Below are 13,825 nucleotides of genomic sequence, written 5' to 3'. Positions count from 1 at the left end.
GAAATTGAAACTTAAAAATGACTTAAATAAAAAATGATCTAATACATAAATCTTAAAAAATACTTATTTCAAAATTTTTCTAATAAAAAGACGAGGTTAAATTTAACCTCGTCTTTTTTGATTTTTAACTAAATATTGTTCTTAGAAACTATATTTAGCCATTAAACCAACACGGTTATCTTTGTAAGACTTACCATCAAAGGTATCACGCTTACCATTAACGTATTCAACACCTAAGTCAATTGGTTTAACTGGTGTATAAATCACGTTAAGCCATGCTTGTTGAACTTTTTCATTAGCAGAGGTATTTGCTGTAGCGTATTCAGTGCCATCATCAGAGAACTGTGCACCATATGCTAAAGTTGAACGCAAGTTAGGTAAAATCTTATAAGTTCCACCTACTTGTACTGCTACAAATTTATTTTGTTCAATATCGCCATTTACTAATGTGTAAGCCTTATTACTACCATATAAGTAGTTACTGTTACCTACAACATAAGATGCATCAGCAAAGAGTTTTAAAGGATCAGATACTTTAAAGTCCGTACCAACAGCAACACCCCAACCAGTTTTGTCATTATCACCAATATCTGACTTGTAGTTTTCAACTAATGCACGAGCTGAAGCTGAACCTTTACCATCTGCATAGCCTTGGGTTACTTTAGCAGTCAATACTGGTAATCTATATTTAATTGCATCTGTTGCTACTGCTGATGAACTATTACCTTCTTCAGCCGATACAAACAATTGAGTTGTAGGACCTAATTTGTAGTTATAGCGTACTTGCGGAACACGTTCTGTACCACCACCAATGTTTGTCGAGAAGTCGATCATTTCTGGCGCATGGTTAGACAAGAAGTTAGACGTTGTTTGACCAAACAACCAGTTGTTATAAGTTAAGTAAGCATGACGAATACGTACGTTTTCAGATTTGCTATTGTCACTACTTGCAAAATCTAATTCAATTTTACCACCAACTTTGGCATCACTTACTGGAGCAGTAAAATCTAAACCAAGGCGAGTTGTTTTCGCTGTAGCACGGATTTTATCACTCGCCTCACCTTTTGAATCAGCTACTTTACCAAAGTCGTTATCCGCACCTTCAATAATATAGTTAGCGTCACCACGAACAAAACCATATAGGTTCACATCAGCGCCAGCTTTAGATTTAAATCCTGCTAACGGTGAAACTGGTGCAGCAACTGGTTGCGCTTTCACTTCAGCGAGTTGAACTTGCTGTTGTTGCTGTACTTGCTGTTGTTGTTGCTGTACTTGGCTTTGTTGTTGAATTAAAGCTTTTAAAGCCTCAACTTCTTTACGAAGCTGTTGAATTTCCGCTTTGTCGGAAGTCGCAGCATGTGCCCCACTCATCATTAAAGCTGTAACTGTAAGAGCTAAACTTTTAACAACGAAAGATTTACGATTAAGGAATAGATCCATCAAAAACTCCAAAAAATATATTTTATGTTGCCTATCCATGCCAAGTTGATTTACGCCATTAAATTAAGGGGCTAAAAAATCAACTCTCCTCCACTTTGGTTACATTAATTTTATTACCGCAACCAAAACCAATTTCAACGTTATGCAAGACCAAAACCAATAACCAAAGACATAAAAAACTTACTTTGACTTACAGATTTTTACCTTAACTTCATGTTGTAACGAATCCTACACAACTCTCTTATCTTATAGAATGATTAAATCGTTATTTCATTATTCTTTTTTAGACTTTAGGCTAATATCCAATCTACTTGAACATTTTTCTACCCATTTTAATTGATTCACATGATTTTTCTTGTTAACGAAATCCATTTTTACTCCAGTTAGCTTCCATTTGCTACCCAAACAAGATGGCACAATTAATAGAGCATTTAAATAGCTAAAAACATACATTTTTAAAAACATAGACAAAGGTAGTAGATAATGACGAGATCACTCCTTAATCGATATTAAATTTCTTTATTTCATTTAGTTAACATTATTTTTCTTGTAGTTTTGCATGTTTCCAGACAGAAATAGGGAGCAAAGTAACGGTGCCAATAATGACAATAGCTATCAAATAATGGAAATAACCGAAAGCATCTCCAAACACACCACTCAAACTATAAAGCCCCCCACTCACAGTCGCCATGACTGAAACCTGAAAGGTAAAATCCGTACCTGCATATTCTTTTCGACTGTAGTGCATGACTAAGGTCAACATAACCACCAACAACATTGCCGAGAATGCATCCTCTAAAGCATTGACTGTGTAGATAGCCCAGACATTGAGTTGAATTTTCTGTTCGTAAGCATAAGCTAAATAGGCATAGGCCGCTAAACTCATGATTTTAAATATTGAAAAAATAATTAAAGTAGTGGGTCTAGAGAAGTATTTAAGCACTCCACCAGCTATTGCGGCCCCTGCCAGTGCTGCTACTGCACCAAGCATGGTGATATAAACACCAATTTGAGTAAAACTTAGCCCCATATCGACCATTAAAGGTTTAAGTAATGGTCCAGCTAAACCATCTGCTACTTTAAAAGTAATAAGTACAACTAACCAAGAACGAAGCTCTTTATTTTGGGAGAAATAACTCAAGTAAGCTTTAATCTTTATGACTAAATTTTGCTGACTAGGTTTAAGTTGATGACCTGAATAAGCTGCATGTTTAGGTTCTTTAAATAATAAAACGGGTAAAGTATTTAAAAACACCAAGGCTGCTAATAACAGGAAAGTGGGTTGCCATGTTAACCAGTCTAAACACCAGAGTACGGCACCTCCACCGACAATAAAACCGAGTCGGGAACCAATCACCTGAAATGTATTTCCCCAATGTTGCTGGTCATGCTTTAACAAATTAACGGCCAAAGCATCGGTCGCAATATCTTGTGTTGCTCCAGTTAAGTTCATTAAAAGAAGCGAAATAAAAAAAGCAAATAAATAAAGAGGTTGGTCTAAAGCCTGAATAGGGAAAAAAGACAAAATACACAGCACAGCTACCGTCAAAAACTGCGTAGGTAAAATCCAACTACGATAGTGCCCCAAACGGGAAAGTGCATGTCGGTCAACCCACGGCGCCCAAAAGATCTTAATTGACCAAGGCAACATAAGCAGCCCAAAACCACCAATATGAGCGAGTGACACACCTTGTGCCCTTAAAATAACAGGTAAAGCATGGGTCATAAAACCGACAGGTAGCCCTTGTGCCCAATATAAGGAAAATAGCAGAAGATAAAGATTTTGCTGCCGAAACATATATACCTACTTTTTATTTCTTTAATGAGGAATAACATCAAATGTCATGTTGTTCTTACATTTTGCCAATGAAGCATATATTTCAAAAGATTAAGATAAAACTAGGACAAGTTAAAATTTAAAAAAATATGGATCAACATTTCCCTAATTTACCTGATTTGGTACCCCAACGTGGCACTGCTTTAAGCCGGGCACTATTTAAGAAACTTTTTTTAGCGCAAGGTTGGACAATTGAAGGCGAAGTTCCTAATTTGCCAAAAGCAGTAGCGATTATTTCCCCTCATACTTCCAATATTGATGGATGGTATGGCTTTCTTGCGATTTTCGGATTAGGTATCCAAATAACAGTATTAGGTAAAGATGCCCTTTTTAAACCACCGTTTAAGCGGGCATTAGACTGGGCTGGCGTTATTCCTGTTAAACGTGATACAGCCAATGGACTTACTGAACAAGTGGTTGCAACCATTCAAAAATATGACAAGATCTGGATTGGGATGGCGCCCGAAGGCACACGTAAAAAAGCAAAAAAAATGAAAAGTGGTTTTTACCATATTGCCGCAAAAGCCAATATTCCCATTGTGATGTTTTCTTTTGATTATGACCGTAAGACAATTCACTGCTTAGGTCACTTAGACCCAAGTGGTAACTATGATGAAGATCTCGCCAAGATTTTTGAGCGTTATAAAGGAAAAATCTCACCCAAGAATCGCAATTGGCTTGCCGAACCTTTACAAAATCTAGTGAAAAAAACCTAGCAAAAATTGAGCGAATCTGGTCTTATGGCCCTTCTTAATTTATCTCGACATAGATTATTTTTAAAGATGAAAATTGCTCAATTTACCAGTATTGGATTTATCTCTCTAGCACTCTTTGGCTGTGATAAATTTAGCAAAACACCAACGCCGACTACCTCAATTAAAGCCCGTGAACCTGTGATTGCACTTGCTTTAGGTGGCGGTGGAGCAAAAGGATTTTCACATATTGGTGTGATCAAGGTTTTAGAGTCTCATGGAATTAAGCCTAAAATTGTAACGGGTACCAGCGCTGGTAGCTTTGTTGGAAGTATCTACGCGAGTGGACAAACACCTTATCAATTGCAAAGTCTGGCTCTGAAATTACAAGAGTCTGATATCCGTGATTTAACGCTTAATCGTCAAGGCATTATTCTTGGACAAAAGTTACAAGACTACGTTAACCGTAATGTTGGCAATAAACCGATTGAGAAATTCCCAATCCGTTTTGCGGCTGTGGCAACTCGTCTTGATAATGGTCAAAAGGCAGACTTTATTAAAGGTAATGCAGGCCAAGCAGTACGCGCCTCTTGCAGTATTCCAAATGTGTTCGTGCCAGCCACAATCGGCAATCAAAAATACATTGATGGCGGATTAGTTAGCCCAATTCCCGTTAAAACAGCTCGTGATATGGGGGCAGATATTGTGATTGCCGTTGATATTTCAGCGCGTCCAGCAGGTAATCGTCCAGCCAATATGTGGGGATTACTAGATCAAACCATCAATATTATGGGTCAACAAAGTATTAATGAAGAACTCAAGCAAGCCAATGTTGTGATTCAGCCTAAAGTGGGTCATTTAGGTACACTTGATCTCAAATCAAGTAATCAGGCAATTTTGGAAGGTGAAAAAGCTGCTCAAGCTCAAATTCGCCAAATTGAAACTGCAATTGCAACTTTCAAAAAATCTCCAGCAGCATTTAAGCCTGCGCCACGTTCTAAATTCTAATTGAAGTGGTTTTTTTCTATCCACATTTCCTATCATCTGCTACAGTGGTAAAAGTGATATTAGTCACTTTTACCCATCATAAAGATATATAAAAGAGCAGATTTATGGAGTTTGTTGTACAACCTTGGCACTGGTTTGTATTGGGTATCTTACTTATTCTTTCTGAACTGATTCTACCTGCCTTTGCCGCACTCTGGTTTGGTATTGCCGCCATTATGGTGTGCATTCTCTATTGGTTATTTCCAGATATTAGCCTCACAACACAAATTGTATTGTGGATAATACTATCAGTACTATGTACCATTCTTTGGTTCAAATTTATTAAACCCTTATCAATTGATAAAACCAAAGCGGGACTGCCCCGTGAAGCAACCATTGGTCAAATTGGAATGGTGATTCAAACCGGTCTAGACCATGATCAAATTATTGTTCGCTTTCCAATGCCTATTTTAGGAGCCGATGAGTGGAATTGTCGGAGCACTACCCCTGTTAAAGTAGGCGATCGTGTTAGAGTTATTGATATTTCGGGTAATGACTTAATTGTTCAAACCCATGGTACTTCATAAACATTAAAGATAAAGAGAGGGTATTTTCATGCCAGTCGGTACTATTATTGTTTTAGCCTTTTTGGCTTTTGTGGCTATTACCATTTTTAAAGGGGTTCGAATTGTTCCTCAGGGCTACAAATGGATTGTCCAACGTTTAGGTAAATATCACACCACCCTTAACCCGGGACTTAATTTTGTAATTCCCTACATCGATGATGTGGCTTATAAAATTACCACAAAAGATATTGTGTTAGATATTCCATCACAAGAAGTGATTACACGTGACAATGCTGTATTACTCATGAATGCTGTGGCATATATTAATTTAACCACACCAGAAAAAGCAGTTTACGGTATTGAAAACTATACATGGGCGATTCAAAACCTTGTACAAACCTCACTGCGTTCTATTGTGGGTGAAATGGATCTAGATGATGCATTGTCTTCACGTGATCATATTAAAGCGAAGCTCAAAGCTGCAATTTCTGATGATATTTCGGATTGGGGTATCACCTTAAAAACAGTCGAAATTCAGGACATTCAACCGTCTCATACCATGCAAGCTGCCATGGAAGAGCAAGCTGCCGCAGAACGTCAACGTCGTGCTGCTGTTACTAAAGCCGATGGTGAAAAACAGGCTGCTATTTTAAGTGCAGAAGGTCGTTTAGAAGCTTCTCGCCGTGATGCAGAAGCTCAAGTTGTTTTAGCTGAAGCCTCTCAACGTGCAATTGAAATGGTGACCAGTGCAGTTGGCGATAAAGAGATTCCGGTTGCTTACCTTTTGGGTGAACAATATGTAAAAGCAATGCAAGAGATGGCAAAATCAAGCAATGCCAAAACTGTTGTGTTACCTGCCGATGTTTTAAATACAATTCGTGGCATTATGGGAAAGCATAATTAATTTAATTGCTTTCAATAAGTCATTGAAATAAAAACGGCGACAATCATGTCGCCGTTTTTATATTAAGTATTATTGGTTGTTTAATCTTTTTTGATCTTTCAGCGGTAGCTTTTTTACAACTAAGTCATAAGAATCGCGAATCAAGTCTTGAAGCAAATCCCGAGTTAAGTTTTTATGTGGAGTAATGGAAATCCAGTGTTTTTTATTCATGTGATACCCTGGAATAATAAAAGGATAAAGCTCCTGATATTCCTGACTTCTATATGGGTCACATTTAACAGTAATCATTTTTGTGCCCGTTCCTTCCCCTACTAACAAAAACACCTTTTCTAAAATTTTAAAGACGTCGCATTCTGGGCCAAAGGGTTGGCTTTGCTCACTAAAAGGAAGATTACGCGCAATATCTATCGTAACTTGGTGGAGCTGATCACCATTCATTTTTATCTCCTTTATTCATTAAATATGAATACAAGCAGGATTATAAATTTGATTTTATATTAGTTGGTACGGGCTAAAAGGAACTGTGAAATCTCAACTAACTCTTTTGCATTTTCACCAAAATGCGCTAAAGCCTCAAAAGCTTGGTCATGCAACTCTTTTGCATAAACCTGTGCTTGCTCAAGTCCCATTAAAGCAGGATAAGTCGATTTTTGTACTTGTTCATCCTTACCCGCAGTTTTACCCAAAGTTTCAGTGCTTGAGGTAATGTCCAAAATATCATCTTGCACCTGAAAAGCCAGTCCAATCGCTTGTCCGTATTGACGCAATTTCGGAATTGCCTGATCTGTTCCAGAGAAAATTGTCACTGCACCCATCATAATGGCAGCCTGAATAAGCGCACCCGTTTTATTACGATGGATATTTTCTAGTTCATCTTGAGAAATTTGCTTAGCTTCAGCTTGTAGGTCTAACACCTGTCCACAAACCATTTTAGAGCTGGCTGTTGCTAAAATTTGAATTTGCTTTAAGACAATTGCAGCATCAATTCCCTGCCCTTGTTCATCAAACAAACGGCTACCTAAAACTTCAAAAGCCATCGACTGTAAAATATCACCTGCAAGTAAAGCGGTATCTTCACCAAATGCTACATGACACGTTGGCTGACCACGACGAAGTAAATCATTGTCCATACAAGGCAAATCATCATGCGCTAGCGAATAACAATGAATAAGTTCAACTGCAACCGCCGCACGGCGAGCAGCCGCAAAATTTGGATTGTCTTGTAAAGAAGCTGTGGCGTAACACAAAGCTGGGCGCACACGTTTTCCACCAAGCATAACTGCATGGTGTACTGCGCTTTTTAAAGGTTCAGGAATTGAAAATGCGGCGAGTGTCGTCAATAAATCTTGTTGAATACGTTGTTGAGCTTGTTTTAAAACATCCGCATTAACTTGAGAGAGTGATGACACAGTCGCCTCGTAAAATCAGTAGAGAAATTTTATTAAATGTTATGAAACATTCGTGTGTTACATCATACACGATTCGCTGTGAAAAGTGCGTGATGAGTTATGGATGTCACATGCAAAAGAGCCTCTCTATAGTAGAGAGGCTCTTTCATTTAAATAACTTTTAGAAACTGTCGCCCGGAACGCGTACCCAACCTTCCATTAAGACACGTGCACTACGACTCATAATGGCTTTTTTTACCACCCATTGGCCATTTGCAAGTTCAGCTTGAGCACCAACACGTAATGTTCCAGAAGGATGTCCAAAACGCACTGCTTCACGTTCACCACCGCCAGCTGCTAAATTTACTAATGTGCCCGGAATGGCGGCAGCCGTGCCAATCGCCACTGCTGCTGTTCCCATCATCGCATGGTGTAATTTACCCATCGACAAAGCACGAACCAGTAAATCAACATCGTTTTCTGAAACGTCCTTACCGCTTGAAGCTGTATAGTTTTTCGGTTTAGAAACAAAAGCAATTTTTGGTGTGTGCTGACGTGCAGCCGCTTCTGAAATATCTTTAATTAGGCCCATCTGTACCGCACCATACGCACGAATTTTTTCAAAACGTGCCAGCGCAGTTGCATCACTATTAATATGATCTTGCAGCTCCGTACCTTGGTATCCTAAATCTTCTGCATTTAAGAAAATGGTTGGAATACCTGCATTAATAAATGTGGCTTGAAAACTGCCAATCTCAGGAACATCTAATTCATCAACGACATTCCCTGTAGGGAACATATCACCGCCTTCTTCGCCATCATCGGCTGGATCTAAAAACTCAATTTGAACTTCAGCAGCAGGAAACGTCACTCCATCAAGTTCGAAATCACCAGTTTCTTGAACTTGATCATTGGTGATAGGCACATGCGCAATAATGGTTTTTTGAATATTTTTTTGCCAGATTCGAACCGTGCATAGACCATTTTCTGGAATACGATCTGCATCAACCAAGCCATTTGAAATCGCAAAAGAGCCAACAGCAGCGGTTAAATTACCGCAGTTACCACTCCAGTCTACAAAAGCTTGATCAATTGAAACCTGACCAAACAAATAATCAACATCATGATCTGGCTGAGTACTTTTAGCGAGAATAACTGTTTTGCTGGTACTAGAAGTGGCTCCGCCCATCCCATCAATTTGTTTTCCATATGGGTCAGGGCTACCTATGACACGTAGTAAGAGCTGATCTCTTGCTTGTCCTGCAACTTGGGCTTTTTCCGGCAAATCATCAAGCTTAAAAAAGACACCTTTACTGGTTCCACCACGCATATAAGTTGCTGGAATTTTAATTTGCGGTACTGAGCTCATATCAACTGTTATCCTTACTATTATGTTCTTCTATATCAAAACAAGCATTCTTGTTTACCCTTCTCTGCATCTTAAATTGTTTTAAGGCCAAGAGATAGCGATCTGCTTTATACATCAATCGTATTGACGCGAGCATATTTTGAGAATTTAGATTCATGCTCGCAATGACCGAATTAAGCAAAATCATGAAAAAAAGAGTCTATCAAAAAATATATTTTTAGAATATTTTTCAATCATTTTTGAATTATTAAAAGCAAGTTAATGATTTTAAATATTTTTTAGTGTTACTTTTCAGTCACTGCTTGTTAATTTGTAGTCTAGGCTAAAATAAATCCATCTATTAGAATAATTTACTTATTCATAGTGAGTGAAGACCTTTGACCAACGAATCTTCTACACTGCAACGAGGACTAAAAAATCGACATATCCAATTAATTGCTATGGGTGGAGCAATTGGTACCGGATTATTTTTAGGCTCGGCGCAAGTGATTCAATCTGCGGGACCATCCATTATTTTAGGATATGCCATTGGTGGCTTAATCGCTTTTTTAATTATGCGCCACCTGGGAGAAATGATTGTTGAAGAACCTGTTGCAGGATCGTTCAGCCATTTTGCTTATAAATATTGGGGTAAATTTCCCGGATTTTTAGCTGGATGGAATTATTGGATACTCTACGTTCTGGTCGCGATGAGCGAACTTACTGCGGTAGCCAAATATATTAATTATTGGTGGCCTCATATTCCAGCGTGGACGTCTGTCTTATTTTTCTTTGTCGTGATTACGGCAATTAACCTAACAAACGTCAAATTTTATGGTGAGTCCGAATTCTGGCTCGCTATTATTAAAGTTGTTGCGGTTATCTCAATGATTGTTTTTGGACTGTATTTGCTATTTACAGCAGATGTAGGCTCAAGCATTTCATTTAGCAACCTTTGGACACATGGTGGATTCTTTCCAAATGGCTTTAGTGGCCTGTTCTACATGTTGGCTTTCTTGATGTTCGCCTTTGGTGGTATTGAACTGATTGGTATGGCTGCGGCAGAAGCAAAAGATCCGAAAAAAACCATTCCAAAAGCAATTAACCAAGTTGTTTTCCGTATCTTGATTTTCTATATCGGTTCATTGGCAATTTTACTTTCATTAGTGCCATGGAACCAATTAGACCTTGGCGGTCTCGATAAAAGTCCATTTGTTATGATCTTTAGTCAAATGGGTATTGGTTGGGCTGCACACTTACTTAACTTTATTATTTTAACCGCTGCCCTTTCTGTTTATAACAGTGGGATGTTTGCCAATAGCCGTATGCTTTACGGTTTAGCTCAACAAGGTAATGCGCCTAAAATTTTCAAGAAAGTAAATAAACAAGGTGTACCTGTACCAGCAGTTTTGTTGTCTGCATTACTCATTTTTGGCTGTGTTCTTTTAAATTACTTTGTACCTGAAAATGCACTAAGCCACTTAATGTACATTGTAGTTGGAGCATTGGTATTAAACTGGGCGATGATCAGTATGACTCACCTTAAGTTTAAATCAGCAATGAAAAAACTCGGTCAAAAAACTCACTTCCCTGCACTTTGGGCACCATTTAGTAACTATTTGGTTTTAGGTTTCATTGCTGTTGTACTCTACATCATGTGGAGCCAAGGCTTTAAAGAATCAGTGATGATGATTCCAATCTGGATCGTTCTTATGTTTATTTTGTTTAAAGTACTTAATGCTAAAGAACAATAATCTGAACGCTTGTACTTAAAACACAAAAAAGCCATTGTCTAGACAATGGCTTTTTTGTGTAAGACGATAAGATTAAAGTTTTATAGTGATATCTGTTTAGAGCCAATGTTTCGTATCATCAGCCACAGGTGTGCCATGAATAACGTGCATAATCATTGCATGCGCAATACTACCTTTAAATGGTATTTCGGGTAATTCATCAAATTTGAAAAACTGAGCATCACTGAGCTCTTTCTCCTGAATTTCAATTTCGCCCGCTTCATATTCAGCTTTAAAGGCCAACATTAAGTTACTCGGAAATGGCCATGGTTGACTCGCCAAATACTGAATACTCTTAATGTGCAATCCAACTTCTTCTAAGGTTTCACGTCGCACAGCATCTTCTAAGGTTTCCCCTACCTCTACAAAGCCAGCGATTAAACTGTACATCTGGCCCGTATTTCTGGCATTTTTAGCCAGCAAAATCTCGTTCTCACCACGCGTAATAATAGTAATCACACAAGGGTTAACTCTAGGATATTGACTAAAATTACATGCAGGACAAGTCATAGAATATTCAGTCTTATGCTGCTGGGTTTTATGTCCGCAACGGCTACAAAACTGATGATTACGTCGCCACTCTAGTAACTGAAAAGCACGACTCGCCTGTTCAAACTGCGGTTTAGTCCAATACTGTAAGAGTTGGCGAATCGATATGAACTGATATCCATTTGGTATAGGTTCACCTTCTTGGAAATCTCTTGCTATTACTTGAGGGTCTGCTTGTATATGTAAATCATGTTCCTGCTGTTTAAGGCAAGGCAAATTAAAATTCGCATCAACCAAAAGTTGTTGCTGCTGAAAAATATAAGCAATAGGAAGGTTGTTGATATCCATTTATATACTCGAGTGAAGAACCTTTCGACGACCTCTATAGCTCCTTCAAAAGGATCAGACTTAAAACATATTTTTCAAAAATCTTACGCATACTGGCAAACATCTTCAATTTATTTAATTTGTATCTTTTTGATTAAAATAACATTTTATTCACACATGCTATGCTTTTAAGTTATATCTATGACTTTATAGCTAACTGACCAATGATGAACTTAGAAGCACTGCTTCACATAAAATTGATCTCTGAAAACTTAGACTAGTTTTAGTTCCATCTCATGAAGCAAAAATATGCGATTTGGTTTAATTCTGGGTGATCAATTAAATCACCAACTCGCAACGCTCAAGTATTTAAACCAGAATGAAGACATTATTTTGATGGCTGAAGTACTTGAGGAAACATCTTATGTTGCTCATCATCCACAAAAAATAGCGCTGATTTTTAGTGCAATGCGGCACTTTGCAAAAGAATTAAAAGCACAAGGCTGGAAAATCCGTTATCACACATTTAAGCGCGAAAGTCATATAAAAAAGTTAGTCGACTTTATTGCTTTGCAGCAGCAACACTTCTCGGCAAATACTCTCATCATTACCCAATGTGGTGAGTATCGCTTACAGCATGAAATCGAAAGTTCATGGGCTAACTCACTAAAACTACCTGTTATTTGTTTAGAAGATGATCGCTTCTTTTGTACCGTAGAACAATTCAAGCAATGGGCAAACAAATATAAAACGCTAAGGATGGAATACTTTTACCGAGAAATGCGCAAGCAAACTCACTATTTAATGCATGACCAACAACCCGTAGGCGGGCAATGGAACTTTGATCAAGCCAATCGAAAAGCATGGTCAGGCGATCCACCTTTGCCATCAACATTAACCTTTGAGCATGATCAAATTGATATAGATGTTATTCAACTGGTCAAGAAAGAATTTTCTCAACATATCGGCAATCTCAATTCCTTTCAATGGGCAACAACCCGTCAAAATGCCTTGCTTGCTTTAGACCATTTTATTTCTAACAACCTCCCCCACTTTGGCGATTATCAAGATGCTCTGGTTTATGGTTCAGATTTTATGTTTCATAGCCTGCTCTCGCCTTATTTAAATTGTGGATTGTTATTGCCAAAAGAGGTGTGTGACGCTGCTCAAACAGCCTATTACAACGGACAGGCCCCCTTAAATGCAGTAGAAGGATTTATTCGTCAGATATTAGGATGGCGGGAATATGTGCGTGGAATCTATTGGTTGTCTATGCCTGACTATAGCGATCAAAATACCCTTCATGCCACCACGCCGCTGCCACAATATTACTGGACAGGTGATACAAAAATGGCATGTATGGCCAAGTGTTTCAGAAATACCTTTGAACATGGCTATGCTCACCATATTCAGCGTTTAATGATTACAGGCAACTTTGCGCTTTTAGCTGGTGTAAATCCATCAGAAATTTGCGAATGGTATTTAGCTGTCTATGTAGATGCTTATGAATGGGTCGAATTACCGAATACTTTAGGCATGGTGATGTATGCAGATGGCGGCATCATGGCAAGTAAACCCTATGCTGCATCAGGTAATTACATACATAAAATGTCAAATTATTGTCAGCACTGTACATATAACGTCAAAACCAAAACTGAACCAGACAGCTGTCCATTTAACAGCTTGTATTGGTATTTTATGAGCCAGCATGAGGCCATATTTCGTCAAAATACCAGAATGGCGATGGTCTATAAAAACCTTGATCGTATGAAAGATAAAGCTTCTGTCATGCAGCATGCAAAGTTACTTATTCATCAACTTGATGAGCTTTAAGATCATGAAAAAACAGCATCTACCCCAGAAAATATGTGTCTATTGTCAACGACCTTTTGACTGGCGAAAGAAATGGGAGCGTTGCTGGGAAGAAGTAAAATATTGCTCTGAAAGATGTAAACGACAGGCTCGCTCAAATAAGTAAATATTTCACGCGATTGTTTTCACTGATTCAACACTACTCTTCATTGTTGAATCAGTTGTCTTTCAATTGATTATAT

14 protein-coding genes are annotated in these 13,825 nt (G+C 38.2%); 7 read left to right on the top strand and 7 right to left on the bottom strand.

Annotation, left to right across the window (positions count from 1 at the left end; translation table 11 throughout):
• Positions 1 to 141 precede the first annotated feature (141 nt).
• From MJX77_RS09335 to MJX77_RS09325, 3 genes are all read right to left on the bottom strand, one after another.
• Positions 142 to 1,440, bottom strand: coding sequence for a DcaP family trimeric outer membrane transporter (locus MJX77_RS09335; protein WP_252061271.1), 1,299 nt, complete (start codon positions 1,438 to 1,440; stop codon positions 142 to 144).
• 273 nt (positions 1,441 to 1,713) lie between these two features.
• Positions 1,714 to 1,905 (bottom strand): hypothetical protein, encoded by a 192-nt coding sequence (locus MJX77_RS09330; RefSeq protein ID WP_034591627.1) that lies wholly within the window; start codon positions 1,903 to 1,905, stop codon positions 1,714 to 1,716.
• Positions 1,906 to 1,978: 73 nt separating this feature from the next.
• Complete coding sequence (locus tag MJX77_RS09325; protein WP_252061270.1) at positions 1,979 to 3,238, bottom strand: MFS transporter; 1,260 nt, start codon at positions 3,236 to 3,238, stop codon at positions 1,979 to 1,981.
• 128 nt (positions 3,239 to 3,366) lie between these two features.
• Here MJX77_RS09325 and MJX77_RS09320 point away from each other — a divergent pair, with 128 nt between their 5' ends.
• From MJX77_RS09320 to MJX77_RS09305, 4 genes are all read left to right on the top strand, one after another.
• Positions 3,367 to 3,993, top strand: a complete 627-nt coding sequence (locus MJX77_RS09320) for a lysophospholipid acyltransferase family protein (RefSeq protein ID WP_252061269.1) — start codon at positions 3,367 to 3,369, stop codon at positions 3,991 to 3,993.
• Between the two features lie 66 nt (positions 3,994 to 4,059).
• Positions 4,060 to 4,977: a patatin-like phospholipase family protein gene (locus tag MJX77_RS09315; RefSeq protein WP_252061268.1), complete on the top strand. Its 918-nt coding sequence runs from the start codon at positions 4,060 to 4,062 to the stop codon at positions 4,975 to 4,977.
• Between the two features lie 104 nt (positions 4,978 to 5,081).
• Positions 5,082 to 5,543: an NfeD family protein gene (locus tag MJX77_RS09310; protein ID WP_004789340.1), complete on the top strand. Its 462-nt coding sequence runs from the start codon at positions 5,082 to 5,084 to the stop codon at positions 5,541 to 5,543.
• A gap of 28 nt (positions 5,544 to 5,571) precedes the next feature.
• Positions 5,572 to 6,426, top strand: a complete 855-nt coding sequence (locus MJX77_RS09305; protein WP_252061267.1) for an SPFH domain-containing protein — start codon at positions 5,572 to 5,574, stop codon at positions 6,424 to 6,426.
• A 69-nt stretch (positions 6,427 to 6,495) separates the two neighbouring features.
• Here MJX77_RS09305 and MJX77_RS09300 read toward each other — a convergent pair whose 3' ends face one another.
• From MJX77_RS09300 to prpF, 3 genes are all read right to left on the bottom strand, one after another.
• Positions 6,496 to 6,864, bottom strand: a complete 369-nt coding sequence (locus tag MJX77_RS09300) for an MmcQ/YjbR family DNA-binding protein (RefSeq protein WP_252061266.1) — start codon at positions 6,862 to 6,864, stop codon at positions 6,496 to 6,498.
• Between the two features lie 59 nt (positions 6,865 to 6,923).
• The gene (locus tag MJX77_RS09295) at positions 6,924 to 7,835 is read right to left on the bottom strand and encodes a polyprenyl synthetase family protein (protein WP_252061265.1); all 912 of its coding nucleotides are present in this window, start codon (positions 7,833 to 7,835) and stop codon (positions 6,924 to 6,926) included.
• 160 nt (positions 7,836 to 7,995) lie between these two features.
• Entirely contained in the window at positions 7,996 to 9,183 is a 1,188-nt protein-coding gene (prpF, locus tag MJX77_RS09290) for a 2-methylaconitate cis-trans isomerase PrpF (RefSeq protein WP_252061264.1), read from the bottom strand.
• A gap of 377 nt (positions 9,184 to 9,560) precedes the next feature.
• Here prpF and MJX77_RS09285 point away from each other — a divergent pair, with 377 nt between their 5' ends.
• Complete coding sequence (locus tag MJX77_RS09285; protein WP_004885437.1) at positions 9,561 to 10,916, top strand: amino acid permease; 1,356 nt, start codon at positions 9,561 to 9,563, stop codon at positions 10,914 to 10,916.
• A gap of 96 nt (positions 10,917 to 11,012) precedes the next feature.
• Here the strand turns inward: MJX77_RS09285 and nudC are convergent, their stop codons facing one another.
• The gene (gene nudC / locus MJX77_RS09280; RefSeq protein ID WP_252061263.1) at positions 11,013 to 11,792 is read right to left on the bottom strand and encodes an NAD(+) diphosphatase; all 780 of its coding nucleotides are present in this window, start codon (positions 11,790 to 11,792) and stop codon (positions 11,013 to 11,015) included.
• Between the two features lie 288 nt (positions 11,793 to 12,080).
• Here nudC and MJX77_RS09275 point away from each other — a divergent pair, with 288 nt between their 5' ends.
• Entirely contained in the window at positions 12,081 to 13,604 is a 1,524-nt protein-coding gene (locus MJX77_RS09275; protein WP_252061262.1) for a cryptochrome/photolyase family protein, read from the top strand.
• Positions 13,567 to 13,749, top strand: a complete 183-nt coding sequence (locus tag MJX77_RS09270) for a DUF2256 domain-containing protein (RefSeq protein WP_425331691.1) — start codon at positions 13,567 to 13,569, stop codon at positions 13,747 to 13,749. Before MJX77_RS09275 ends, MJX77_RS09270 begins: the two co-directional genes overlap by 38 nt.
• The last annotated feature ends 76 nt before the right edge of the window (positions 13,750 to 13,825 follow it).

It is taken from the genome of Acinetobacter sp. AHP123 (genome assembly GCF_023757925.1).
Lineage (GTDB): Bacteria > Pseudomonadota > Gammaproteobacteria > Pseudomonadales > Moraxellaceae > Acinetobacter > Acinetobacter oleivorans.
This window is presented reverse-complemented; position numbering and strand designations above follow the sequence as displayed.